The sequence below is a fragment of the Roseibium sp. RP-7 genome (assembly GCF_053005225.1).
Genome location: NZ_JBRKQA010000001.1, coordinates 2,724,779 through 2,749,644, shown reverse-complemented (window position 1 = coordinate 2,749,644; position 24,866 = coordinate 2,724,779). Strand labels below are relative to the sequence as shown.

Below are 24,866 nucleotides of genomic sequence, written 5' to 3'. Positions count from 1 at the left end.
GAATGCCGCCTTATTGACCAAGTGTTAGTTTTTGTGCAAGCCCCCCGGCTGCAGCGGCCTGTTGATGATTTCCAGCTTCGTCCCGAACCAGCAGATCGACAGCTATTCCTGCAGCGATTGCAGCCGGTTGTTTTGATTTGACTGAAGTCACCCCGACAGGACAGACCATGTTTGCCGTCAAAGTGTCATTCAGCCCCCAGGCCTTCAGTCGTTTCAGGAAGCGCGCCCGCTTGGTTTTGGAGCCGATCACACCGCAATAGGCAAAGCGTTGTTTAAGCAAGGCACGTGCCATGATGTCTTCATCCAGGGCGTGCGAGTGGGTCATCGCCAGGACAAAGGCGCCATCAGGGGCTTGTTCAAGGCAGACAGCTGGATCAGGGTTTGAAACTTTCCGGACATTTCCCGGAACCGCAGCCGGAAACTGGTCCGCCCTGCTGTCGATCCATGTCACGCTGAATGGCAGAGGTGCGAGCGCCAGGACAACGGCTTTTCCTACATGCCCTGCACCAAAAAGATAAAGTTCGCGCCGCTTGCTGCCAAATTGCTCGATCAGCAATTGCTTGCCCGTTTTTTGGTCAAGTTGAAGGAAGAAGCGGTTCGTTGAAACGTCCGGCAGCAGATCGCGTGTCTGCACCACACCGTTCACAATACTGGCCTGGGTGGAAAACTGCGTTCCGTCGTTCTCCCGAAGCGAGAGTGTCTGAGCCATTTCAAGCGATGACGTTGTCAGCACCTCGATGGCGATTTGGGTACGTCCGCCGCAGCACTGACCGAGGTCCGGGCCAAGCGAGACATTGTGGAGCTCTAAGCTGGCCACGCCATCCCGGAGAGCTTTGTGGGCACGGCGGATGGCTTCGAACTCAAGCGTGCCGCCACCAATCGTGCCATAAAATCCACCACCAGCCGTTACCACCATACGAGCACCGTCTTCGCGTGGTGTCGAACCATCGGCACGAGCAACGGTTACGAGTGCACAAGCGCCGTTTCGCTTCAAACAGTCGGCAATGTGCCCCCAGACCTTCATCAGGAGATCTTCCTCCGGCGCATATCCTGGACGGCTTTCATGATTGCCTCAGGTGTTGCCGGTGCGTCCAGATTGGGAACAACTCCCGGGCTGAGGCTCGCGACGGCATCATTGATCGCGCAAAACACTGCATTGGCCAACATGACAGGCGGTTCGCCAACGGCCTTGGACCGGTAAACGGTTGCCTGAGGGTTGCCGCTGCCTTCATAGAGACGGACGTTGAATTCCTCGGGAATGTCGGATGCTGTCGGGATCTTGTAGGTCGAGGGAGCGTGGGTACGAAGGCGCCCCTTTTCGTCCCAGACCAGTTCTTCGGTGGTAAGCCACCCCATCCCTTGAACAAAGCCACCTTCGATCTGCCCCAGGTCAATCGCAGGGTTCAGCGAATGGCCGACATCGTGAAGAATATCCACCCGATCGACGGTCATCTCGCCGGTCATCGTATCGATTGTCACCTCGGCGCATGCGCCGCCAAAGGCAAAGTAATAGAAGGGGCGCCCGGTAGCGCTCTCCCTCTCCCACGTTATCCCTGGCGTTGCGTAATAGCCTGCGTGTGAAAGCTGAATACGTGCCATGTGCGCCAGCTTGGCGACTTCCGAAAGGGCAAAGCTCTGGTCACCGACAACCACCTTGTTATCGCCGAAGAAGATTGCTTCCGGTCCGCATTGATGCAGTTCGCACAGGAAGGTTATCAGTCGGTTCTTGATTTCCTTCGCCGCCAGCTTGGCGGCCATGGCGTTGAGGTCTGTTCCGGAAGATGCAGCCGTTGGGCCCGTGTTGGGAACCTTTGAGGTGTTGGTGGCGGTGATGCGTACCTTGTTCAGGCTGACACCGAATTCCTCCGCAACAACCTGCGCCACTTTCTGATAGAGCCCCTGGCCCATCTCGGTGCCACCATGGTTCAGATGAATCGAACCGTCGGTATAGAGATGAACGAGCGCACCGGCCTGGTTGAGATGTTTCAGCGTGAAGGAAATGCCGAACTTAACCGGTGTCAGGGCCAGTCCCTTTTTCAGAACAGCGTTGTTTTCGTTGAAGAATCGCACATCATCACGTCGTGCCCAATAGTCTGAACTCTCTTCCAATTGGGCAATCAGGTCATGCATGACCTGAAACTCTTCCACCGGCATGCCGAAAGGCGTCAGGTTCCGTTCTCCGTCATAGAAATTCAGCTTGCGAATTTCGAGCGGGTCCTTGTCGAGACTGATCGCGATCGCATCGATCATGCGTTCGGCAGCGAGCATGCCTTGCGGTCCACCGAACCCGCGGAATGCGGTGTTGGAGCAGGTGTCCGTTCGCAAGCGCCGGGAGCGGATGAGTGCATCCGGGTAGAAGTAGCTCGAATCGGCATGAAAAAGAGTCCGGTCGTTCACGCCAAGAGACAGGTCGACCGAGTATCCGCAACGGGCAAGAAATTCCATGTCGACAGCACGGATGCGACCTTCGCTATCGTGGCCGACCTGCCAGTTGACCTTAAAGTCGTGTCGCTTGCCGGTCATGATCATGTCGTCGTCGCGGTCGAGGCGGATCTTGCAGGTTCGGCCCGTGTGACTGGCTGCGACGGACGCCAGGGCAGCCCATTGGTTCGCCTGCGATTCCTTGCCGCCGAAACCGCCTCCCATGCGGCGAACCTCAGCTGTGACAGCGGCATCGGGCACACCGAGCACCTTGGCAACCGTGTGCTGGATTTCGGTCGGGTGTTGGGTCGAGGAATACACCAGCATGCCGCCATCTTCCTGTGGCTGGGCCATGGCGACCTGGCCTTCCAGGTAAAAATGCTCCTGTCCGCCGATTTTCATGCTGCCAGTGAGGATTTCCTCGGCTGCGTTCATGCCGGTTTCAGGCGAACCACGCCGGAACTGGTAATCCGGAAGCACTGTGGTGTCGGCGTCGACAGCGTCTTCAGCCGTCAGGATGGGGGTGATCGGTGCAAAATCGATCTTTGCCTTCAACGCCGCTTTGCGCGCCAGGTCTCTTGTTTCGCCGACGACGGCAAAGGCGACCTGCCCGTAGAACAGGATTTCATCCTCGGCGAAAACAGGATCATCGCCAAAGGCGGATGAACAGTCATTCTTTCCCGGGACATCCTTCGCGGTCAGGACGGCAACCACACCAGGTGAAGCATGGACCTCTTCAAGATCCATTGCCAGGATCCTGCCCCTGACAGCCTGCCTTGACCAGCCGGGCACCACGTGAAGCGTACCAACGGGTTCGACCATGTCGTCGATATAGGTCGCCGTACCGGAAACGTGTTTAGCCGCGCTGTCATGCGGCAACGCCTTGCGGACATGCTTCAGGGGTGTTGTCAGGTCATTGGGGTCAAGCTGCGCGGTCATGGCCTGCCTCCCGCTTGGCAAGCACGCGGAGTTCTTCCGGTGCGGTGCCGCTGACCTCCATAAGGGCCTTTGCGAGCAACGCCCGCGCCGTTTCCATTCGGTACTCGGCACTTGCGCGCATATCTGTCAGTGGTGTGTAATCGGACAGCAATGCCTGCATGGCAGCGCCCCAGGTGGACGGATCGTCCAGCGAAGCTCCTTTCAAGGCAGCTTCCGCACCGGTTGCCCGTTTCGGCGTTCCTGCCATGCCGCCAAAGGCGATCCGGGCATCGGTAACCACGCCTTCTCCATCCACCGTCAGGCGGAATGCTCCCATGACGGATGAGATGTCCTGATCGAAGCGCTTGGTGATCTTGTAGCAACGGAAAGCCTGGTTTGCAGAAAGCCGGGGCACGAAGAGACCGGTGACGAACTCTCCCGGTCTGCGATCCTGCTTGCCGTAGTCGATGAAGAATTCTTCCAGCGGCAACGCCCTTGAGCCTTCTGCAGAATGCAGTTCCAGAGTTGTCCCCAGAGCGATCAATGCGGGTGGTGTGTCGCCGATCGGCGAGCCATTGGCGATGTTGCCACCGACTGTTCCCGAGGCGCGAACCTGCTTCGAGCCGATCCGGCGCCAGAGTTCACCCAGGTTTGATGAAATGCCGGTCATGGCTTCTTCAGTCGCGGCATAGGTAGCCGTTGCGCCGATCAGCACCCCGGACGGACTGTCTTCCACACGGTCGAGGCCCTCTATTCGGCCAAGCCAAATCATCTTGGGCAAGTCGCGCAGATGCTTCGTGATCCACAGACCGACATCTGTCGCCCCGGCAACAAGGGTCGCATTGGGGTGCTGGCCGTAAAGAGCTGCCAAACCGTCAAGCGTTGCCGGCGAGGAAAAGAAGCAGTCGCTATCTCCGATGTAGACATCGCTGCTGTCGGACAATTGTCGCAACTGTTCCCGCGTTTCATGAGCACGCCAAGAAAAAGCATCGTCTGCAGCGTCAAAACAAGAGTCCAATGCCGCGTCGATAATCGGCCTGTAGCCCGTGCAGCGACAAAGGTTTCCAGCCAGCCATTCGGTTACAGTCTTGCGTGATTTTTCCGCCCCTGCGTCATGATAGAGCGTGAAAAGCGTCATGATGAAGCCGGGTGTACAGAACCCGCATTGTGAGCCATGCATTTCGACCATCGCGGCCTGAACCGGGTGGAGCCTCGTATCGTCGGAGAGGTCTTCGACAGTCACCAGTTCAGCGCCGTCAATCATGCCGAGCAACTGGATGCAGCTGTTCACGGGCTGATAGACCAGCTTGCCGTCGATCAATCGGCCAAGCGCGACGGTGCAGGCCCCGCAGTCACCCTCGCCGCAGCCTTCCTTCGTTCCGGTTTCGCGGCGGCGGAGGCGCAGGTAATCGAGAACGGTTTCCGTTGAACCGACATTCGCAAGTTCAACGACTTCACCACCCTTGAGGAAACGGATCGTGTCACGCATGGGCCTGCTTCCTTATCTTGGCCAGCAGCTGACCGGAAACATCTGATGCGTTACAGTTTGAACATTCCGCACGCTTTAGGAGCTTTGCATCACCTGCCGCAAAATGATGGTCATGGCGTTTCCGGTGCGAAGAATGCCGACCAGGTGCCTTACCCATGCCCCACAGCCTGCTCATCAGGCCACTTTCGGGCCCTACCCGGGCTGTATTCAGATCGTGCGTTGGCAAACGCCCCATCAGTTTTCTCCCTCGCACGGCGCATTGCCGCAAAACTGTCACAAAAAATGTGCCTTAAAAAAACATGGAACCAAAGCGCTCATTTGAGACCGCAATGTTGCCTATTTGGCATCAAGAGCTGAAAGTTGGTCCCTCAAAGCGAACACGGCATGGTCGAAAAACATGCCCGGCGCAAGCGCAAGAGCACGCAGAGACGACGTTACCACACAGAGTCGGTCGGCCTGAAGCGGCGTATCGGACAAAGGTTTGAAGATCAGGAAACCGTTGGCAAGGTCGTCTTCGCAACCGATCATAGTCTGAAAGCCAATTACCTGTTCCTCCCTGGCAAGGGCTCGCATCAGCCTGAGCGAATTGGCTTCCACATAAGTGCGCGAAGCGCCGGGTATCCGGCTTCGAACGATGTCCAGGCGGTTGCGCAGTGACAGTCCTTCTGCCGGCAGCGCCACCGGATATTTCAGGCAGTCTTGCAGTCCAAGTGTTTTCGCTCCGGCCAACGGATGATCCGGACGCATGAGTGCTCCGATCACGAGATCATGGTGAAAGGCGGTTGTGAGCGCCGAGGTCTCCGGCGGGTCGAAAGTGAAGCCGACATCCGCTTCAGCCGCCTCCACCTTTCGGGCGGCTTCTCTGGATGAGGAAATCGAGACATTCACGTGAATGCCGGGATAGCTCTTGCGAAACGTGCTGATGACCGCCGGGAGGAGCTTTTCGGCAACGCTTTCGACGCTTGCAATCGAAACCGTACCGCGGCGCAGTCCCTTCAAGGCGTCGAGTTCGGCGACCGTGCCTTCGAAATCGGAATAGGTGCGCCGGATATGTGCCAGCAGCAACTCTCCGGCTTGCGACAGACGCAGGCGCCGGCCGACACGGTCAAACAACTGCAGTCCGAGCGCCTCTTCCAGCCAGAGAACCTGCCGGTTTATGGCAGATGACGCCACGTTGAGCTCCCGGGACGCGGCGCGGATCGAGCCGGCCTCGGCGACGGCCAGAAAATAGCGCATCGCCGGGCTGTAAAGATTTCGAGAAAGATCCTGTGCTCGTCCGGACCGCATGAATTTCCTGCTCTTAGGGGATCAGGACCGTGGTGCCGGTGGTCTTGCGGCCTTCAAGGTCCTGATGCGCCTGGACGGCATCGGCAAGCCTGTATTCCTGGTTGACGCCGATCTTGACGATGCCTTTCTGGACGACATCGAACAATTCGCCCGCGGTCGCTTCTAGTGCTTCGCGGCTGGCGATGTAGCTGAACAGCGTCGGCCGGGTTGCGAACAGAGAGCCTTTCTGGGCGAGGAGCGCCAGGTTGAAGTCGGCAATCGGCCCGGAGGACTGACCGAAAGTGACCCAAAGGCCCCTCGGTTTCAGGCAGTCGAGCGATCCGGGATAGGTGTCCTTGCCGACACTGTCATAAACAACATCGCAGCCCTTGCCGCCGGTAATATCCTTTACCCTGTCGACAAAGTTTTCAGTCCGGTAGTTGATCACGTGCTGGTAGCCGTGCGCCTTTGCAAGTTCGACCTTTGCTTCCGAACCGGCAGTGCCGATGACAGTGGCGCCGAGATGTGCTGCCCATTGACCGGCAATCAGGCCGACGCCTCCGGCAGCAGCGTGAAACAGCAGCGTCGTGTCCGGGCCAACGGAATATGTCTGGCGCAGAAGATACTGTGCCGTCATGCCCTTCAGCATCATGCCGGCAGCGGTCTTGTCATCAATCCCGTCTGGCAGGACGACAAGACGGTCAGCCGGAACGATTCTTTCCTGCGCGTAGGCACCGAGCGGGCCAACATAGGCAACACGGTCGCCGGGGCTGAGATGTGTCACACCCTCACCGACCGTCTGCACGACCCCTGCCCCCTCGTTGCCGGGGCTGAACGGCACGCCGGCAGGCGCTGGATAGAGGCCCGAGCGGAAATAGGTATCGATGAAATTGAGGCCAACTGCTGTGTGGCGGATGCGCGCCTCACCTGGGCCGGGCTCACCGACTTCGATATGTTCCCAGCGCATGACATCCGGTCCACCGGTTTCGTGTACGCAGATTGCTTGAACCATGACTTTATCCCCGGGGTGATGGGCCGAGACCGATTTGGTCTTGCGGCAATTGAAGTTGGCAAGACCATAAATGATTTCAACGCCATCGGAAAAGGTCATTCCGAAGCATAAATGGCATCAGGCGTTCGTGACGCCTCCTGCCGGTCAGCGCTTCAAGAGAAAGCGCGGCACAACACCGGCGCCTTGGTTCGCGCCAGTGCCAAAACTGTATTTTGAATGTAGGGAAAGGTCAGTCGACCCTGTCGAGCAATTGCTGAACAGCAGAGACCAGCAGCAGATAGAAGCTGGCTGCCGTGAATGCCCAAGCGAGCGGGCCGTTCAAAACCATGCCATCCAGAATTGCGTAGGCGGCCAATCCCATCCAGAGCAATGTCACCGGCAAGGTAATCATGCGCCAGCGACGCACGCGGACAGGATGGACAAAGCGGACAGGAGCGAACGTCAGTGCGCAGCACAAGAGCACGAACATGATCGTGAAGCTTTGCGATGGCGACAGAACCATGAGGCCGAAAACGACCATGTTCCATCCAGCGGGAAAACCCTTGAAGGAGCCGTCGGGTGTCTTCATGCCGTTGTCGGCAAAATAAAGAGCGCCGGTAAAGACCACGAGCCCGCCACAAATCCAGTTCCAAGGACTTGTCAGCATCAAGCTCCAGGAAAGCGCGAAAGCGGGAAGAAACACGTAAGTGGCGTAGTCGATCACGAAATCCAGCGAGGCACCGGACCAGCGAGGCAGACGCTCTGCAATCTTGTAACGGCGCGCCAGTGGACCATCGATGCCATCGATGAAAAACGCCAGTCCAAGCCAGGCGAACATCTCCGCCCAGTTTTCACGCGCACCTGCCAAGAGGGCAATAAGAGCGATCGGAGCACCGGAAGCCGTCAGGATATGGATCAGGAACAGAGCGGGCTCAGTCCTCTCTTTACCTGGTGTAATATCCGCCACGGGGTTCCCTCACTTTATGATCTGAACGCAGTAAACTGGTGCACTTGCGTTCTGAGATGTGTGCGGTTCACGATTGACCCGCTGGCCCATAGATCACACACTGACGCTGATACGGTCCTTTATTGCAATCGTATGACAGTGTGAACCTAAAAAACAGTCCCCGCACCAATAGCAGTGAATTTAGGTTGCCGCATTTCCCAAAACGATGAGGGAAACGAGGATACCTGCCCAGACCAGCAGAACAGCCCCGATGGCTGGCGGCAGAACGCGGCTTGGGAACGTTTTTTCAATTGCCATCAACGCGCCGAGCAGCGCGATCCAGACGATGTTCATCAGGCCGACCGCGAACATGACGGTCATTACCGCCCAGCAGCAGCCAAGGCACACCCAGCCCTGCACCAGTCCTTCCCGCAAGCCCGACATCGCTCCCGGCCCAGCATCGTTATTGGCAAACACCCAGCGCGGATACCAGCAGCGCCGGAGACAGGCTTTCTTGGAGGAAGTGAACTGATACAAACCCGCGGCAAAGAGGACCGATGTCGTCAGAGCCATGCTTGCAGGTGCCATCATATCCGTCATGGCGCCTGCCCGGGACAAAGCCCATTGCGCTGCGGTTGCTGCGACCGCATAGCCAAGCCAGACCGCCAGATAGCCGAACATTGCGGTGCTAACGAGAAGTGCCGGCGTTGCCGTGCTGCCCGACTGTGCCGAAATCTCGGTGTAATAAGCCCGAAGCATCGGCACGGCCGTAGGCAACATCATGGCAAGGGCCATCATTGCCCACATCAGGAAGATCTTCACAAGATCAACCGTCGTCATGTCCGCACCTGGCATGCCGAATGTTGCGCTGGTCGGCAGGCAAAGAACCGCAAGTGCGGCCCGCGCTTCCGCAGGCAAACCTGCGAACTGGTTGAAACTGTTGAGAATCACCATGCCGGGTCCGGCTTCGCTCATATCCATGACCGGTACCATGTCTGCAACCATTGCAATCAGGTATGCCCAGCCGGCGGCGGCCAGTATCGAGACCAGCACAAGCACCAGCGGCCAGCCACGCATGTTTTGTTCCGGCTTGGCGGAAACGGCCTGATTGGAAGGTGTGCGGGTCAAACTCGTCATTTCGGCCTTAAGGTGGCGTGTTGGTCCTGGGTCTTGAGACGTCTTAGCGGATTAGTCGAAGCAGGCATTTGATCTTACTCATGGTCGACCTTGAATGCCCTGCGTGTATTCGTCCCGTTGATTTTGAGCCCGCAAACAGCAATTTAGATCTCAAGATCAAATCAGATGGAATTTTACCATGTCCAGCAGCCACGCGCCGGAACAGTTTGACATTGCAATCGTCGGCGGAGGGCCATCCGGGCGAATTGCCGCTCTTGCTCTGGCCCAGCAGGGGCTTTCCTGCGTCCTGATTGCCCCCTCAATGGAAATCAAGGATGGCCGGACAACCGCGCTGTGGCAGCGTTCCATCGATCTGTTGCGCGATATTGGCGTCTGGTCGGACATAGAAGGCAACGCCGCATCCTTGAAGAAGATGCGCATGATCGACAGCACGGGGCGGCTTTTTCGTGCACCTGAAGTGGTCTTCGACAGTTCTGAACTTGGCTTGGAAGAGTTTGGTTTCAATATCTTGAACAGTGAACTTAATGTAGTGCTTAAAAAATTCTGTGCTGCGCAATCCGGGCTTGAAGAGATTTCGGACACCGTTGAGAATGCCGAGTTCGGAGACGAACACGCTACTTTGGTCACCCGCGAGGGTCGGACGATTTCTGCCAAATTGGCCGTAGCCGCAGATGGCCGCCGGTCAACACTGCGTGAAGCGGCAGGGATTGAAGTTAAAAGCTGGTCGTATCCGCAGGTGGCTGTTGTTCTGAACCTTGAGCACCGGCTTCCACACCAGCAGGTCTCGACCGAATTCCATACTGCAACTGGTCCGTTCACATTGGTACCTCTCCCCGGCAGACAGTCGTCACTTGTTTGCGTGGAAACTGCGGACGGTGCTGCAGATCTGTTGGCGATGACGGAGGAGAAGCTGGAAGCGGAGCTCGAACGGCGGGCACATTCGATTCTGGGTCGTTTCAAGCTGTCTACGAAACCACAAAGTTTTCCGCTTTCAGGACTGACTGCCACTTCCCTGGTTGGGCCGCGTCTGGCGCTTGTGGGAGAAACCGCGCATGTCTTTCCGCCCATCGGCGCGCAGGGTCTGAACCTGTCGTTGCGTGATATCCGGGACCTCATCTCCGTCGTGGCATCCGCGGTGCGCGCGCACGCCGACTTTGGTGGCAAGACCGTTTTGAGTGCTTATGAGAAGAAACGGTTCAGCGATATCCGGACACGGACAAACGCGGTGGACATGCTGAACAGATCGCTGCTGACAGGCTTTCTGCCGGTTCAGGCTGCGCGAAGCGCGGGCATGTATCTGGCCGGCAAGATTGGTCCGTTGCGGCGCCTGCTCATGCGGGAAGGCATTGCACCGGGAACCGCGTTTCAATTGCATCGATAGACGGCTTTTTGGTGCTGCTTTCAAACACGTGACCGTGCTGCTGATCGCTTGGCGCTGTGATACGTCAGGGCCATGGCGATCATCTGGCGGAGCGCATCTTCTGGCAACGGCCGACCTTGACTGAAGTGAACGCTTCTATCGCCGCCAAAGACGAGTTCCGGGAACATTGTGCGCCAGTCAGACACCAGTGAAGATTGACAATTGACATAGAGAGCAACGTCCCCTGCCCCGGAATTGTCCCGGTCTATCCGGATTGTCGTTCCGGTTTTCGGGCGCTTCGTCAGATAGCTGGCCTGACCCCATTTCAAGGTTTCTTCCAGTTCTCCGATATCGTCGCGCTGCGTTGCCGTCTCGGTGATCAGTGACCTGATGGTCAGCAGTCTTTCGCGGATATCCGGCGGGTAACTTTCGAATATCGCAAGGACTTCCGGATTGTCTTTCACCACAAGCCCTCTTGTTGCTACCGGGATGCCTGGTTTGATCTTCTAGCCACCGGTTGGAAGGAAACCGCTCGTCAATGCCCAGATAAAACCGGTAACGGTGACGATCGACAAGGCCGTTCCTATCAGTACGAAGCTCGACGCCCGCTGAACATACGTCCCGTATTGCTGCGCGATAACAAAGACGTTTGTCGCCGGTGGCAGGCAGGACATCAGAACCGCGGTTGCGATCCAGTTGGGATCGAAGCCGCCAAGCCATGTCAGGAGCAGAAAAATCAGGATCGGGTGCAACAGCAACTTTACACCCAGCACCAGCGGCAGTTCCAGCGGTATCCGACCGATCGGACGAAGCGCAATGCTGACGCCCATGGCAAAGAGGGCGCAAGGTGCTGCCGCATTGCTGAGATAGCGCAGAAGCGTATCTATCGCTTGAGGTGGCTTGACCTCAAGCGCGGCGGCGAAGACGCCGGCAATCGTAGCCAGGATGAAGGGATGGGTGAAGATCCTGACCACAATCTTCTTCAAGGTCCCAAGGATCGATTCTTCTTCGGTACCGGCCAATGCCATCATCAGCGGCGCCAGAATGAACATCAGTGCATTGTCAAAGGCCAGGATGAGCGCGGTCGGTACGGTTGCCTGCTCACCCAGAACAGCCAGCGTCAAACCCGGCCCCATGTAACCGATGTTGGAATAGGCGCCGGCAATGCCCAGGATCGTGGATTCGCCGATGTTGCCGCGTGTTGCGACCACACCTATGCAGAAGGAGATCGCGAACACGATGTAGGTCGTGAAGGTCGTGGCGGTAATGTAGGACGCATTTGCGAGCTCTTCGATCGGTGTCTCAGACAACAGACGGAAGAAGAGCGCCGGGAGGGCCAGGTAGATCACGAAGAAGTTCATCCAGCTCAGGCCTGCCTCGGGCAGGTTCTTGATCTTGCCGGCACCGAAGCCGAGAAGGATCAGTCCGAAAAACGGAAGAGCCAGTGAAATGACGTTCTGCATTCAAATACCAAAGATGAAGACGACGCGCTGTATCGCGGTTGGTTGGGTTTGAAGGCGCTTGCATCTTGCGCCTGGCTTGGATATGGACGCGTGACTTGGAGGTCACCTCGGTGATCCGCATTCCAATCAGGTCTGAGGGCGCATCGCAAGGCCCCAATCAGTCGGACAAGGTCGGAAGTGCCCTCTTTTCAGGACGGGCGGACAACATGAAAGCATTCGGTCGTAATGTCCCGCAAAAAAAAGCATCGTAAACACCCGAAGCTCACAGCTGTGCAAAACCGGGTGGAAGGCTTTGCGCTGACGTTGGCCATCTGGCTGTTCCGCCTGATCCCCGTAGACGTTGCCTCCTATGTCATGGGTGCATTCTGGCGTCGGCTGGCACCGTTCAATCCCAGACACAAGCGTGCTCTGCGCCACTTGAAGAAGGCCTTTCCGGGCATGCGGCGCGCGGAACGAGAACTGTTTGTGCGTGGGATGTGGGAGAACCTCGGCCGCGTGGCAGCCGAAACATTCCACATCGACCGGCTTCTGAAACAGGACTACCGGTTTGAAGCAGTTGCGGATGAAATCACCGAACAGGTTCTGAACGGCGAGCGTGCCTGTTTGTTCGTTTCATTCCACAGCGCAAACTGGGAATTGTGTGTTCAGCCCGCCGTCCGGCGCGGTATCGAGATAACGGGCGTCTATCAGGCTCTGCGCAATCCGGAGGCCGACAAGGCCCTGCAGGCGCTGAGGAAAGACCTCTACAAAGGCGGTCTTTTGTCGAAAAGCCACCAGACAGCTCGCAAGATCCTGGCGACCCTGAAAAGCGGCGGTATCGTCGCGATGATGGGAGATCTCAGGGAAACGCGCGGCGTGCAAGTGCCCTTTTTCGACCAGATGGCTTACGCCACGCCAGTCCCGGCTTCGCTCGCCCGGTCCTGCAACGTGCCAATTGTTCTCGGCCGGGTCGTACGCAAGAAAGGTGTGCATTTCCGGATTGAGGCCCAGGCGGTCGAAGTGCCTGTAACGGATGACAGGCAAGCGGATATCGAGGTTGCAACTGCCAGGATCCACGCAATTTTCGAAAGCTGGATCCGTGAGCACCCCGAACAATGGATGTGGATCCACAAGAAGTGGGCACCTCCAGGTAAAACGTCTGCCCAGAAGCAGGCTCGACGCGCAGCAGCGGCTCGCCTGGAAGACGATTAAGCCTGTTCTCCTTTCGGGGTATGGTTGCAGCGCAGCATTGACGTTATAGCTATTCCTCAAACTGGTGGAGGAAAGCTGTTTCATGAAAACCCCAAGCGCATTCTACAAGCCGCTCGCAATCGGCGCGCCGGACCCGTATCGCGAACTTCCCGTCTCGCTGGAGCGCATGATCCATTTCGTCCCTCCGCATATTGAAAAGATGCGGTCCAAGGTGCCGGATCTCATCAAGAACGTCGATGTCGTACTCGGCAACCTTGAAGATGCAATCCCCGCTGATGCCAAGACAGACGCCCGCAGGGGCTTCATTCAGATGGCGCAGGATAATGACTTCGGCACCACTGGCCTGTGGACCAGGGTAAATTGCCTCAACAGTCCATGGTTTCTCGACGACCTTCTTGAGATCGTTCCTGCGGTCGGAGAAAAACTCGACGTGGTGATGCTTCCCAAGGTGGAAGGGGCCTGGGACATTCATTATCTCGACCAACTGCTTGCGCAGCTTGAAGCCAGGGCTGGTCTTTCCAAGCCGATCATGATCCACGCCATTCTGGAAACGGCCGAAGGGGTCAAGAACGTCGAAGAGATTGCAGCAGCCAGCCCGCGGATGCATGGCATGAGCCTGGGACCGGCAGACCTTGCGGCTTCGCGCGGCATGAAAACAACACGTGTGGGCGGCGGCCATCCCGACTATGCGGTCCTTTCAGATGCTGACGGCGCAGGTGGCCGAACCGCTTATCAGCAGGATCTTTGGCATTACACGGTCGGAAAGATGGTCGATGCCTGCCTGTCTTACGGCCTGAAGCCTTTCTACGGCCCGTTTGGTGATTTTTCCGATGCGGCAGCCTGCGAAAGTCAGTTCCGCAATGCATTCCTGATGGGCTGCCTTGGCGCGTGGTCCCTGCATCCGACACAAATCCAGATCGCGAAGAAGGTTTTCTCTCCGGATCCGGGCGAAGTCGCCTTTGCCCGCAAGATCCTTGAGGCTATGCCGGATGGAACCGGTGCCGTGATGATCGACGGCAAGATGCAGGATGACGCAACCTGGAAGCAGGCAAAGGTGATTGTCGACCTTGCAAAACTGGTTGCATCCAAGGACGCGGAACTCGCGGAGGTCTACGGCCTTTAGACTTTCGCAAGGCTCGTCGTCTAAGGTTTAATGTTACAATGCTTGCACGCCGGCTGCCGACACGGTATCCCGGCAGTGCATGCAGTATGCGGACGAGTAACCATGCGAACGGCAAAATTCAGAATTGGCCAGGTCGTCCGGCACCGGATCTACCCCTTCCGTGGCGTTATTTTCGATGTCGATCCGACCTTCAGCAATACGGAAGAATGGTGGAACGCCATCCCGGAGGACGTGCGTCCTTTGCGCGACCAGCCGTTCTATCATCTCCTCGCCGAGAACGAGGAGACCGAATATGTGGCCTATGTCAGCGAACAGAACCTGGAAGCGGATATGACCGGCGAACCGGTGCGCCATCCGCAGGTTGAAGAGATTTTCGAGGAACAGACGGACGGCTCATATCTGCCGCGCAGCGTAGAGATCCACTAATCGTCCCAATTCCCGGCGATTTTCAGTCTTGAACTTCAAATACAAAAAAGGCCGGAACTTTCACAGTTCCGGCCTTCTTCATTTCTGGCAAAGCAGCCTGTTACTGGCTTTGCTTCTGAGCGTCGATCAGCTTCTGACGCGCTTCGTCAGCGCGCTTCTGCAATTCGCTCTGCAGTTCTTCCTGACGCTTTTGCAGCTCGGCAATGTTCATCGGCTCGCCGTCGTAAACCTTGGTGAAGCCGATCAGGGTCATCTTGAAGACGATTTCCTTGGCTTGCTGGTTATACGGAGCCACAATCACCTCACCACCCTGCTTCATGGTGTTGATGAACGAGTCATCAATCGCCAGTTCAGCGTAGCAGGCATTGGGTGCGCAGATGCTGTACTTGCCCTGTACGGGCTTGCCATCATCGATCTGAATGCGCACACCCGGCTGGATAAGAACGCCGGTCGGTACAGCGACCAGCAGTTTCTTGCGGGCTTCGCCCTCAGTTTCCTGAATAGCAATGTTACTCAGGAACTGTCCGGTATTTGTGCGCAATTCAATCGAAATAAAGCAGATTTCCTTCTGCGTGTTCGGATTGGTGTTACACGCTTTCGTCCATGGGCTTTTTTCTTCCTGGGCGATTGCGGGTGCACCTGCAAAAGAAGATAGGGCTACGAACGCACCTACTGCACATCCGAACAATCCTCTTTTCAAAACACTCGTCATCGATACGTCCTCAATCGTGCGTGTACGAAACTTTCGCGTTGTTCTGAGCCATTCCGGAACCAACCGCAAGGCCCGTAACGACATTCAAACCGTGAAACCATGGTAAGACACTTAATTTGGGCGAGAGGGTGGCCGATTTGCAACGCACCCCTGTTGGCGAATTGAAACCTGAATATCTTGCGGTTTGTTGCTTGTCCCGGGCGCGTCCGTAGGAACCCTGTGCTACTGTAATCGCTGAGAATCAACAGAATCTCCGGCGGTGGTGATGCGTAGTTCGATAGTTTCCGGTCTTCTTTTTCATGCCGGCAAGGCGATCGGTTCGGCAACCTCGTCTGCATGCCTGCTTGCCTTGGCAATCAGCCTGCCCGTCAGCGCGGACGATGAAAACGTGCCCTGGACGCATGCCATCGCCATGCACGGGACACCTGCACTTGGACCTGACGAACCATTTCCCTATGCCAACCCCGCTGCGCCCAAGGGCGGCACAATCACACTTGGTGTACAGGGAACCTTCGACAGCCTGAATTCGTTCATTGTTCAAGGCGGCTGGACCTCGGCACGTGGAATGCGCGAACGTGAATTCGGCAACAACATTCTGGAAAGCCTGATGGTCCGCTCCTACGCGGAACCTTTTTCCCTTTACGGTCTTCTGGCTCAGCGTGTGCGCATGCCGGACAGCCGGGAGTGGATCGAGTTCGAGCTTAATCCGGATGCAAGGTTTTCCGACGGGACACCAGTCACAGTCGATGACGTCATCTTTTCTCTGGAAGTGATCCGCGACAAGGGGCGCCCGCCTTATCGAAACTGGTATGCGGCTATCACCGAGAAGCAGGTGACCGCACCCAACCGGCTGAAGTTAGTATTCGAAAACGGTGACAATCGCGAACTGCCGCTGTTGATCGCGTTGGCTCCAATTTATTCCAAGGCAGCCACGGATGCGGAGAATTTCGACAAATCGTCGTTGAACCCGCCCATCGGCACAGGGCCGTACACCTTCAAGACGATCGAGCCAGGCAGGCTCGTCGTTTATGAGAAGAACCCGGACTATTGGGCCAAGGATCTGCCTGTCAAAGCTGGCTTCGACAACTTCGACGAGATCCGGGTGGAATATTTCCGCGACGAGACGACCTTGCAGGAATCCTTCAAGAAGGGCCTGGTCCAGGCGCTGCAGTTCCGGGACCCCGCCCGTTGGGCAACGGGGCTTGATTTTCCGGCAGTGAAAAATGGCGATGTTCTCAAGCGGGCAATTCCGCTCGGGATTCCGGCCGCCATGCAGGGCATCGCATTCAACACCCGCAAAGACCAGTTCTCCGACCCGGCCGTGCGCAAGGCCTTGCGCATGCTGTTCGATTTTGAATGGGTGAACCGCAATCTCTATTACGGACTTTACACGCGCACGGCAGGGTACTGGGACAATTCCGAGCTTTCATCGATCGGCCGTCCGGCAAGCGACCGGGAAAAGGAATTGCTGGCTCCCTTCCCTGACGCCGTCGATCCCGAGGTGATGGACGGCACCTGGCGTCCGGCGGAAGCAGACGGTTCAGGACGTGACAGAAAAGTGCTGCGGGCGGCGCTGGAAGCCTTCGGCAAGGCCGGTTACAGGCTCAAGGACGGAAAGCTCCTGCACTCCGAAAACGGCAATCAGCTTTCGTTTGAAATTCTTGCCAAGAATGAGGACGAAGAAAAGCTGGCTCTTGCCTATATCCGTACTCTTGAGTTGCTCGGCGTATCCGCAAGCGTACGCAGTGTAGATCCGTCGCAATTCGAAGACCGCAGGACGAAACGCGAGTTTGATATGGTGTTCAACACCTGGTTCTCCTCGCTGTCCCCTGGCGCCGAGCAATATGGGCGCTGGTCATCAAAAGCAGCGGAAACGGAAGGATCCTTCAACTTTGTGGGCGCACATGAACCGGCGATCGATGCGATGATCGACGAGATTGTCGGAGCAAGAAGCCGCGATGACTTCGTGGCCGCCGTTCGCGCATTCGACCGCGTTCTGATTTCGGGAGCCTACGCTGTCCCGCTTTATCATGTCGCGGACGATTGGGTGGCGCACTGGAAGCAGATCGTTCCGCCGCAAAACGAGTCGCTTTACGGCCACGAGTACGACACCTGGTGGTCGGCCACGGCGCAATAATCGGACCAATGGACGAAAAACGAAATGAAAGCCACGCCTGAAAGCCTGTCCACGGAGTATCATGAAAGCGGAGCCTGGTCCGATGTGCCGCTTGATGAATTGTTCCGCAAGACAGCCGCAGAACACCCCGACCGGCTTGCGCTGGTTGATGCTCCCGACAGGGCTACCTGGACAGGTGGTGCTCCCCGAGCGTTGAGTTATGCCGAAGCCGATCGGGAAATTGATCGTCTTGCCGCTTTCTACACTACCGTCGGGCTGTCATCCGATCATGTCGTCGGTGTCCAGGCTCCCAACACGGTCGATACCGTAATCGCGATCCTGGCCGCCCTGCGAGCAGATCTGATCATTTCTCCCTTGCCATTGCACTGGCGGCAGAAGAACGTTCTGGAAGCCTTGAACTCCATAGGCGCCAAGGGATTTGTCGCGGCCGACCGGGTAGAAACACGCGAGGTTGGCGTTGCCGCACGCGATGTTGCTGCAGACCTGTTCTCGTTGCGGTTTGTTTTCGGCCTTGGCAAGGACGTTCCCGATGGATTGATTGAATTGGGGCCGATGCTTGCCGAAATGGGTGACGATCTGAAGTTCACTCCGAGTGAGCGCCCTGATCCGGCCGACCACACCGCGACCATCTGCTGGAGCCGAAGCGGCGAGGAAAACGTTCCGGTTACCCGCTGTCATAACCATTGGGTATCGGTCGCACATATGATCGTGCAGGAAGCTCATGTGCGCGATGCCAGCGTGATGGTCCTCCCCTATTCGCTCAGTGGCTTGACCGGCCTGGGTGGAGGACTGGTTCCATGGTTGCTGACCGGCGGCACCTTGCATCTGCACCACCCGACTTCACTTGCCAATCTTGCCGCTCATGCCAACGAGGTTCAGGCGGATATCGTCATGACACCCGGGCCACTGGCACAGACGCTCGACCGTAAACTTGAAAACACCAAGACGACGCTACTTGCAGCCTGGAATATTGCGGCCCCGCACCCGACGACTTTCGTTGCGAGGCGCCGTCTGATCGATCTTCACATCGCTGACGAATTCGCACTCGTTGCCAAGGCGCGAGGTCCCTCGGCGAAGATGAAGGCCACCGCGCTGGGAAAGCATAGCGGGCCGATCGGGTGTGAAAGCGGGCCAGCCCTACTTGAGATTGCGGTCACCGACGAGGTGGATACGCAAGCTCCAACGCTTCTGGTGAAGGGCCCCATGGTTCCCGATGTCGGGTGGCGAACCATCAATGGTGACCAGCGGCGTGTCCGCTGGGAAGGAACCGGTTTTCTGAATACCAACATCAAGGTTGAACTGACGGATGGCGGCATCGCAGGTTTTGGTATCCCGGGCCACTATGCCCTTGGCACCGGCAACCTTGAAACGGTGGATGTTGTCTACGCAGGGTACCCGGGCGTCAAGGAAGCTGCCGCCTTCATAGTGGAAGATCCTCTCCTCGGAGCCAGGATGTACGCAGCGCTTGTACCCGAGGCCGGGAACGTTCCTGATGCGGGTGCCTTTTTCGCGTATCTGGATGCCGAAGGCGTGGACCTTGCCAAGATCCCCCATCGCGTGTTGATTTTACAGTCTCTGCCGCGGAACGAGGATGGAACCATCAGCCGGGAACGGCTGACCATGCGGACACAGCGATTGCCTGCTGCCGTGGCGTAGGTGGGGATAAGGAATGGATGTTGAAACCTCGCTTTCCTGGCGCGGCCCGTATTGGTATGCGGGACGTCGGCCAAGGCGGAGCAGCAATGGTGATGCGCCAGAAGATTTAGACGTGTCGCTTATCAGCATGTTCGACCGTCGCAGCAAGCTGCCCATGGCGCTGCCCGCAGCGATCGTGGTTGATATCAGCATCCTGGAAAACGACCGCAGAGACGAATTCTTTTCCTGGCTGCTTCCGCAAATCAGACTCCTGGCAAGTGAAGTCCCTTTCTACATCCTCACCGGCAGCGACGATATTCTGCCTCCCGGTCTGCAACCGACTGCAATCATCGACAAGGTCGTTCCCGATGAAGTCCTGCTGATGTTGATATGCATTCATCAGCGTGCATTGCTTCGGTCAGAGGAAGCCCAACTTCGCAGACGTATTTTTGGCAGGATTCCGGGTTTCGGGAGCGCTCCGCATCATTCAGGAACCAGCAGCCTGCTTGTCGTTGGTCTGAGCGGTCGGTTTCTGGAATGGCAGGACGCCAGTGAAGAAAAGGTCGAGGTTGTCGGTGCATTCGACGGCAGTATGGCCGTCGAGTTTATGTCCAAGCGCGCATTTGACGCCGTGGTCATTGATGCGCCCTTTGAAGATGCCGTCGACTATATGCAGCAGATCCGCAGGGATGCCCGTTTCGCGGGGTTGCCGGTTCTGGCGGTCTGTGAGCGGGAGGAAGATCTCGTTCAACTGTTCCGAAACGGAGCTTCGGACGTGCTGGTTGGAGAAAACCGTAAGGAAACCCTCGCCCGCCGTCTAAACTCCGCCACCCGTTTCGGCAAAAGGCGCCGTCTTGCAGACAGGGTGCTTGCGGAAAGCCACATGTGGTTGCGCCAGCAGGTCCATCAGGGCGGACTTGGCGTTGATGAATACACGAATTATCTCGAAGCCTGCAGCAATGGCCTTGCGGCGCGCGGCCTCGATCTTTGGGAAATGAGGCTTCAGCCTGAAAACTTCGGCATTGCCGTCACTTCCGCTGAAGAACTTGAAGACATCAACACGACCTTGCTGTCCATCGCGGACGCCACGAGCCGGGACGAGGATCTTGTCTGCCTGGTGAAGGACTTCGGGCCGGTTGCCGTCTTGAAGAACGAGGCTGGCACGACAAGGCTGCAGAAGCGGATCAGCTCGATCCTCACACACACTGTTCTGTGAACAGACGCTGGTCTGTATGGGTCTTTTGTCTATTGCCTTAACACTGCCGCGAATTTGGGGTTGGCATATTTGTCAGAGTCTTTAGCCTGACAAAAATATCTCCAACGTTCTGGATGTCCGATGACCCTATCATCCGCCCTTACCGTCGATGTCGTATCCGATGTAATGTGCCCCTGGTGCTTCATTGGAAAAAGACGCCTTGAAGCGGCCTTGAAGTCGGTTCCGCAGCTCGATGTGCTGGTTCGTTGGCACCCCTTTCAGCTTGACGCCACCTTGCCGAAGTCTGGCAAGGACAGAAAACAGTATCTGAGTGACAAGTTCGGTGGTCTGGAGCGGGCGGACACGTTCTACAAACAAATCCGTGCAGCGGGACAGGAGGAAGGCATCAACTTTGCTTTTGATGATATCACCTTGTCGCCGAATACCCTTGATTGCCACAGACTGATCCTTTGGTCACGTGACGACGATCTTCAGGACGAAGTCGTGGAGCTTTTGTTCAAGGCCTATTTCCTGAACGGAGAAGATCTGACACGCCCCGAGGTTCTTGTGCGAATTGCCGAGGAAGCGGGGATGCAGTCCGATCTGGTGGAGCATCTATTGGGAACCGAAACCGATCTCGACAAGGTCGAGGCCCAGATTGCCAATGCTCAAAAGTCCGGGATCACAGGTGTGCCATGTTTCATTATCGATGGCAGGTTTGTTCTGGCAGGTGCCGAAAAACCGGAAACAATTGCCGCAGCGCTTCTGCATGCCGATGAAACACGGACCGATCCACAAGCAGCAGTTTCCAATTAAAAGCAGCTTGAGTTGCCGAAACAAAAAAGCCCCGCACGAATGCGGGGCTTTTCTGATTTTGATGACCTGAAAAGATCAGCCGCGCAGAATGGAACGGCCTGCATAAACCGCCTGTGCGCCCAGTTCTTCCTCGATACGGATGAGCTGGTTGTACTTTGCGAGCCGGTCGGACCGTGCGAGTGAACCGGTTTTGATCTGGCCGCAGTTGGTGGCAACCGCGAGGTCAGCAATGGTGCTGTCCTCGGTCTCGCCCGAGCGGTGAGACATCACAGCAGTGTAGGCTGCCTTGTGTGCGGTCTCGACGGCGTCCAGCGTTTCGGACAGCGTACCGATCTGGTTGACCTTGATCAGGATCGAGTTGGCAACGCCGAGGTCGATCCCCTTGCGCAGACGCTCGGAATTGGTGACGAACAGGTCGTCGCCGACCAGCTGGCACTTGTTGCCGATAAGGTCGGTCGTCGCTTTCCAGCCGTCCCAGTCGTCTTCTGCCAGACCGTCTTCGATCGAGATGATCGGGTAGCGGGAAACGAGATCGGCGAGATATTTTGCCATTTCCTCAGGAGCCAGCGTCTTGCCTTCACCTTCCAGCACATATTTGCCGTCCTTGAAGAACTCGGTCGATGCCGCGTCCAGTGCCAGGAAGACATCTTCGCCTGGCTTGTAGCCGGCGGTTTCGATCGCCTTCATGACGAAGCCGATAGCTGCGTCTGTCGATTCCAGATTGGGAGCAAAGCCGCCTTCGTCACCAACATTGGTGTTGTGACCGGCTGCGTTCAGTGCCTTTTTCAAGGTGTGGAAAATTTCAGAACCCATGCGCACGGCATCGCCAAGGGACTCGGCGCCCACCGGCATAATCATGAATTCCTGGAAATCGATCGGATTGTCGGCATGCGCTCCGCCATTGATGATGTTCATCATGGGAACCGGAAGCGTGCGTGCAGACGTGCCGCCGACATAGCGGTAGAGCGGCAGACCGGACGCCTGGGCAGCGGCGCGGGCTACAGCAAGCGATACGCCCAGTATGGAGTTGGCGCCAAGACGCGACTTGTTGTGAGTACCGTCGAGATCGATCATGGCCTGGTCGATCTGAAGCTGATCTTCAGCGTCCAGACCGCCAACGGTCTCGAAGATTTCTCCGTTCACGGCATCAACTGCATTCTGGACACCCTTGCCCATGAAGCGGTCACCGCCATCGCGCAATTCGACGGCTTCGTGTGCACCGGTGGAAGCTCCGGACGGAACGGCAGCCCGGCCGAAGGAACCGTCCTCCAGGAAAACGTCGACTTCAACGGTCGGGTTACCACGGCTGTCAAAGATCTGACGGCCGATAACATCGATAATGGCGGTCATGGAAAGAACTCCCTTGTCGCATGCACCTGAATTGACGGTCTGCCGGAGAAAATCCGGCCGTTTGGAAGCCGGAGTACCGGCGTTTTTCCGGAGCTCTTGCCCCTCAAAGGAAAGCCGCACACGAGGTGCGGCTGAAATTGACTATTCTGCAGCGGCTGCCGGTGCCTTGACGACGTTGTCGAGCGCCTTCAACTGGGCCAGCAACGCTTCGAGTTGATCGAGCGGCACCATATTCGGTCCATCGGACGGCGCGTTGTCCGGATCAGGGTGCGTTTCGATGAAGAGACCTGCAACACCCACGGCCACTGCAGCACGCGCAAGAACGGGTACCATTGTCCGGTCGCCGCCGGTGGAAGCGCCCTGCCCGCCCGGTTGCTGCACGGAATGTGTTGCATCAAAAATGACCGGCGCACCGGTCTGTGCCATGATTGGCAGCGAGCGCATATCGGTAACAAGCGTGTTGTAGCCGAAGCTGGCACCGCGTTCGGTCAACATGACATTGGCATTGCCCGAACCGGTCACTTTCCCCAGAACATTTTTCATGTCCCAGGGCGCCAGGAACTGGCCTTTCTTGATGTTGACCACGCGGCCGGTCTTTGCTGCTGCCACAAGCAAGTCGGTCTGGCGGCAGAGGAATGCCGGGATCTGCAGGACATCGACAACTTCCGCAACCGGTGCGCATTGCTCAGGGCTATGCACATCGGTCAAGACCGGCATGCCGAATTTTTCCTTCACTTCGGTAAAGATCGGCATGGCTTCTTCCATGCCAACACCCCGTTTTCCTGCGAGAGATGTCCGGTTGGCCTTGTCGTAAGAAGTCTTGTAAATGACGCCAATACCGAGACGATCCGTAATTTCCTTGATCGCGGCTGCGCATTCCAGTGCGTGTTCGCGGCTTTCAAGCTGGCACGGGCCGGCAATGAGGCTGAAAGGCGCATCATTGCTGAAGGTTACATTGCCAACGGAAACTACGCGGTTTGCCTCGGTCATTTTCCACCTTATGCCATGCGGTTGTCGCTTGAGCGCGCCAACTCGTTCAGGAAACAAGTCCGATCTTGGAACTTGCGGAGTTCCATAGCGTTCTTTTTGCCTGCCCGCAACATCGCTCTGGCGGAAAGCGGACAGGTCTTAAATCGATTTAAAAGTGTGTAGTCTCAGCCCGACATAAAATGATCACTTTGTCGAAGTTATTGCGTTAGTATTGCAGTGCACAAGCTTGCAACCGGCCAAAGGCCTGAGGGTCCGGCTGATTGCCACTTGGGCTAAATGCAACGTCGCGCCCGCGGACGATCTGAGTTTAGAACGTGTATTCGACGGCTCATGAGACTATTAGTGGGTAAAAGAAGATTGAGTTCGTATTTGTAGACCATCGGAAGGCCTGACATGAACAAGCCCATTCGCAAAGCGATCCTGCCCGTGGCAGGTCTTGGCACTCGGTTTCTGCCCGCGACCAAGGCAGTACCGAAGGAAATGCTGACGATCGTTGACCGTCCGATCATCCAGTATGTGGTGGATGAAGCACGGGCCGCAGGTATCGAACATATCGTTTTCGTCACCGGGCGAAACAAACAGGTTATCGAAGACCATTTCGATATGGCCTATGAGCTGGAAGATACCCTCAAGGCGAGAAACAAGACTGCTGCTCTGGAACTGCTTGAAAAGCACCGCCCGGTTCCGGGTGCCACTTCCTTCACCCGTCAGCAGGCCCCGCTTGGCCTCGGCCACGCTATCTGGTGTGCACGCGATATTATCGGCAACGAGCCCTTTGCCATTCTGTTGCCGGACGTGATCATCAAGTCTCAGGTCAGCTGCCTCAAGCAGATGGTAGACCTCTATCAAAATACGGGTGGCAACATCATCGCCGTGGAAGAAGTTCCCGAAGACCAGACAGATCAGTACGGCATTGTGGAACTCGACGGAGAACTCGGTGCAAATGCGCACAAGATCTCAAACATGGTCGAAAAGCCTGCCCCCGGTACGGCGCCTTCCAATTTGATGATCACCGGCCGCTACATTCTTCAGCCGGAAATTTTCGATCTCCTGTCCAACCAGGGCAAAGGTGCAGGTGGCGAGATCCAGTTGACCGACAGCATGCTGGCCTTGATGAAGGAACAGCACTTCGCATCGCTCAAGTTCGAGGGTCGGAGCTACGACTGCGGTAACAAGGCCGGCTTCCTGAGCGCCAATATCGCATTCGGCATGGACGATCCGAAACTTGCTCGGGAACTGGTTCCGTTCATGGAAGAGATCATTCGCAAGCCTTTGGCCGCCGAATAATCTGCGATCGTTT

21 protein-coding genes are annotated in these 24,866 nt (G+C 56.9%); 9 read left to right on the top strand and 12 right to left on the bottom strand.

Going from position 1 to position 24,866, the window contains the following annotated elements:
• Positions 1-10 precede the first annotated feature (10 nt).
• The 7 genes from xdhC to ACVDG9_RS12320 form a co-directional block, all read right to left on the bottom strand.
• Positions 11-1,024, bottom strand: coding sequence for a xanthine dehydrogenase accessory protein XdhC (xdhC, locus tag ACVDG9_RS12350; protein ID WP_447238098.1), 1,014 nt, complete (start codon positions 1,022-1,024; stop codon positions 11-13).
• Complete coding sequence (gene xdhB / locus ACVDG9_RS12345) at positions 1,024-3,360, bottom strand: xanthine dehydrogenase molybdopterin binding subunit (protein WP_447238097.1); 2,337 nt, start codon at positions 3,358-3,360, stop codon at positions 1,024-1,026. The genes xdhC and xdhB overlap by 1 nt, the downstream gene beginning before the upstream one ends.
• Positions 3,344-4,828, bottom strand: a complete 1,485-nt coding sequence (gene xdhA, locus ACVDG9_RS12340; protein ID WP_447238096.1) for a xanthine dehydrogenase small subunit — start codon at positions 4,826-4,828, stop codon at positions 3,344-3,346. Before xdhA ends, xdhB begins: the two co-directional genes overlap by 17 nt.
• A 336-nt stretch (positions 4,829-5,164) precedes the next feature.
• Positions 5,165-6,115 carry a LysR family transcriptional regulator gene (locus tag ACVDG9_RS12335; RefSeq protein ID WP_447238095.1) on the bottom strand — a complete coding sequence of 317 codons (951 nt, stop codon included), beginning with the start codon at positions 6,113-6,115 and terminating at the stop codon, positions 5,165-5,167.
• Positions 6,116-6,128: 13 nt separating this feature from the next.
• The gene (locus ACVDG9_RS12330) at positions 6,129-7,106 is read right to left on the bottom strand and encodes a quinone oxidoreductase family protein (protein ID WP_031268497.1); all 978 of its coding nucleotides are present in this window, start codon (positions 7,104-7,106) and stop codon (positions 6,129-6,131) included.
• A gap of 229 nt (positions 7,107-7,335) precedes the next feature.
• A complete protein-coding gene (locus ACVDG9_RS12325; protein WP_062488756.1) occupies positions 7,336-8,052 on the bottom strand; it encodes a CDP-alcohol phosphatidyltransferase family protein in 717 nt (238 codons plus the stop codon).
• Between the two features lie 180 nt (positions 8,053-8,232).
• Positions 8,233-9,168 (bottom strand): DUF2182 domain-containing protein, encoded by a 936-nt coding sequence (locus ACVDG9_RS12320; protein ID WP_447238094.1) that lies wholly within the window; start codon positions 9,166-9,168, stop codon positions 8,233-8,235.
• Positions 9,169-9,346: 178 nt separating this feature from the next.
• Between ACVDG9_RS12320 and ACVDG9_RS12315 the strand changes: the two genes are divergently transcribed.
• A complete protein-coding gene (locus tag ACVDG9_RS12315; protein WP_447238093.1) occupies positions 9,347-10,549 on the top strand; it encodes a UbiH/UbiF family hydroxylase in 1,203 nt (400 codons plus the stop codon).
• A gap of 20 nt (positions 10,550-10,569) precedes the next feature.
• Here the strand turns inward: ACVDG9_RS12315 and ACVDG9_RS12310 are convergent, their stop codons facing one another.
• Entirely contained in the window at positions 10,570-10,992 is a 423-nt protein-coding gene (locus tag ACVDG9_RS12310) for a DUF1801 domain-containing protein (RefSeq protein WP_447238092.1), read from the bottom strand.
• Positions 10,993-11,034: 42 nt separating this feature from the next.
• Positions 11,035-11,991, bottom strand: a complete 957-nt coding sequence (locus ACVDG9_RS12305) for an AEC family transporter (protein ID WP_022998641.1) — start codon at positions 11,989-11,991, stop codon at positions 11,035-11,037.
• Between the two features lie 225 nt (positions 11,992-12,216).
• Here ACVDG9_RS12305 and ACVDG9_RS12300 point away from each other — a divergent pair, with 225 nt between their 5' ends.
• The 3 genes from ACVDG9_RS12300 to hspQ all read left to right on the top strand — a co-directional run bounded on the left by ACVDG9_RS12300 (position 12,217) and on the right by hspQ (position 14,731).
• Complete coding sequence (locus tag ACVDG9_RS12300; RefSeq protein ID WP_447238091.1) at positions 12,217-13,182, top strand: lysophospholipid acyltransferase family protein; 966 nt, start codon at positions 12,217-12,219, stop codon at positions 13,180-13,182.
• Positions 13,183-13,264: 82 nt separating this feature from the next.
• A complete protein-coding gene (locus ACVDG9_RS12295; RefSeq protein ID WP_168686844.1) occupies positions 13,265-14,305 on the top strand; it encodes an HpcH/HpaI aldolase/citrate lyase family protein in 1,041 nt (346 codons plus the stop codon).
• A gap of 102 nt (positions 14,306-14,407) precedes the next feature.
• A complete protein-coding gene (hspQ, locus tag ACVDG9_RS12290; protein WP_022998644.1) occupies positions 14,408-14,731 on the top strand; it encodes a heat shock protein HspQ in 324 nt (107 codons plus the stop codon).
• Positions 14,732-14,831: 100 nt separating this feature from the next.
• Here the strand turns inward: hspQ and ACVDG9_RS12285 are convergent, their stop codons facing one another.
• Positions 14,832-15,443 (bottom strand): invasion associated locus B family protein, encoded by a 612-nt coding sequence (locus ACVDG9_RS12285; RefSeq protein WP_022998645.1) that lies wholly within the window; start codon positions 15,441-15,443, stop codon positions 14,832-14,834.
• A gap of 265 nt (positions 15,444-15,708) precedes the next feature.
• On the opposite strand from ACVDG9_RS12285, the gene ACVDG9_RS12280 reads away from it, so the two are divergent.
• The 4 genes from ACVDG9_RS12280 to ACVDG9_RS12265 all read left to right on the top strand — a co-directional run bounded on the left by ACVDG9_RS12280 (position 15,709) and on the right by ACVDG9_RS12265 (position 21,226).
• A complete protein-coding gene (locus ACVDG9_RS12280) occupies positions 15,709-17,580 on the top strand; it encodes an extracellular solute-binding protein (RefSeq protein ID WP_447238090.1) in 1,872 nt (623 codons plus the stop codon).
• 24 nt (positions 17,581-17,604) lie between these two features.
• On the top strand, positions 17,605-19,236 hold the full coding sequence (locus tag ACVDG9_RS12275; protein ID WP_447238089.1) for an AMP-binding protein: 1,632 nt from the start codon (positions 17,605-17,607) through the stop codon (positions 19,234-19,236).
• 112 nt (positions 19,237-19,348) lie between these two features.
• Complete coding sequence (locus ACVDG9_RS12270) at positions 19,349-20,431, top strand: PleD family two-component system response regulator (RefSeq protein WP_447238088.1); 1,083 nt, start codon at positions 19,349-19,351, stop codon at positions 20,429-20,431.
• A gap of 120 nt (positions 20,432-20,551) precedes the next feature.
• Entirely contained in the window at positions 20,552-21,226 is a 675-nt protein-coding gene (locus ACVDG9_RS12265) for a DsbA family oxidoreductase (protein ID WP_031268503.1), read from the top strand.
• 75 nt (positions 21,227-21,301) lie between these two features.
• Here ACVDG9_RS12265 and eno read toward each other — a convergent pair whose 3' ends face one another.
• Together eno and kdsA are read right to left on the bottom strand one after the other, a co-directional pair.
• Entirely contained in the window at positions 21,302-22,576 is a 1,275-nt protein-coding gene (eno, locus tag ACVDG9_RS12260; RefSeq protein WP_031268504.1) for a phosphopyruvate hydratase, read from the bottom strand.
• A 141-nt stretch (positions 22,577-22,717) separates the two neighbouring features.
• A complete protein-coding gene (gene kdsA / locus ACVDG9_RS12255; protein ID WP_447238087.1) occupies positions 22,718-23,566 on the bottom strand; it encodes a 3-deoxy-8-phosphooctulonate synthase in 849 nt (282 codons plus the stop codon).
• Between the two features lie 393 nt (positions 23,567-23,959).
• On the opposite strand from kdsA, the gene galU reads away from it, so the two are divergent.
• On the top strand, positions 23,960-24,853 hold the full coding sequence (gene galU, locus ACVDG9_RS12250; RefSeq protein WP_022998652.1) for a UTP--glucose-1-phosphate uridylyltransferase GalU: 894 nt from the start codon (positions 23,960-23,962) through the stop codon (positions 24,851-24,853).
• The last annotated feature ends 13 nt before the right edge of the window (positions 24,854-24,866 follow it).

Bases quoted from the DNA above. Each gene is read 5' to 3' on its own strand.
- xdhC (WP_447238098.1), bottom strand. From the start codon at position 1,024: ATGAAGGTCTGGGGGCACATTGCCGACTGTTTGAAGCGAAACGGCGCT.
- xdhB (WP_447238097.1), bottom strand. From the start codon at position 3,360: ATGACCGCGCAGCTTGACCCCAATGACCTGACAACACCCCTGAAGCAT.
- xdhA (WP_447238096.1), bottom strand. From the start codon at position 4,828: ATGCGTGACACGATCCGTTTCCTCAAGGGTGGTGAAGTCGTTGAACTT.
- ACVDG9_RS12335 (WP_447238095.1), bottom strand. From the start codon at position 6,115: ATGCGGTCCGGACGAGCACAGGATCTTTCTCGAAATCTTTACAGCCCG.
- ACVDG9_RS12330 (WP_031268497.1), bottom strand. From the start codon at position 7,106: ATGGTTCAAGCAATCTGCGTACACGAAACCGGTGGACCGGATGTCATG.
- ACVDG9_RS12320 (WP_447238094.1), bottom strand. From the start codon at position 9,168: ATGACGAGTTTGACCCGCACACCTTCCAATCAGGCCGTTTCCGCCAAG.
- ACVDG9_RS12315 (WP_447238093.1), top strand. From the start codon at position 9,347: ATGTCCAGCAGCCACGCGCCGGAACAGTTTGACATTGCAATCGTCGGC.
- ACVDG9_RS12305 (WP_022998641.1), bottom strand. From the start codon at position 11,991: ATGCAGAACGTCATTTCACTGGCTCTTCCGTTTTTCGGACTGATCCTT.
- ACVDG9_RS12300 (WP_447238091.1), top strand. From the start codon at position 12,217: ATGTCCCGCAAAAAAAAGCATCGTAAACACCCGAAGCTCACAGCTGTG.
- ACVDG9_RS12295 (WP_168686844.1), top strand. From the start codon at position 13,265: ATGAAAACCCCAAGCGCATTCTACAAGCCGCTCGCAATCGGCGCGCCG.
- hspQ (WP_022998644.1), top strand. From the start codon at position 14,408: ATGCGAACGGCAAAATTCAGAATTGGCCAGGTCGTCCGGCACCGGATC.
- ACVDG9_RS12285 (WP_022998645.1), bottom strand. From the start codon at position 15,443: ATGACGAGTGTTTTGAAAAGAGGATTGTTCGGATGTGCAGTAGGTGCG.
- ACVDG9_RS12280 (WP_447238090.1), top strand. From the start codon at position 15,709: ATGCGTAGTTCGATAGTTTCCGGTCTTCTTTTTCATGCCGGCAAGGCG.
- ACVDG9_RS12275 (WP_447238089.1), top strand. From the start codon at position 17,605: ATGAAAGCCACGCCTGAAAGCCTGTCCACGGAGTATCATGAAAGCGGA.
- ACVDG9_RS12265 (WP_031268503.1), top strand. From the start codon at position 20,552: ATGACCCTATCATCCGCCCTTACCGTCGATGTCGTATCCGATGTAATG.
- eno (WP_031268504.1), bottom strand. From the start codon at position 22,576: ATGACCGCCATTATCGATGTTATCGGCCGTCAGATCTTTGACAGCCGT.
- kdsA (WP_447238087.1), bottom strand. From the start codon at position 23,566: ATGACCGAGGCAAACCGCGTAGTTTCCGTTGGCAATGTAACCTTCAGC.
- galU (WP_022998652.1), top strand. From the start codon at position 23,960: ATGAACAAGCCCATTCGCAAAGCGATCCTGCCCGTGGCAGGTCTTGGC.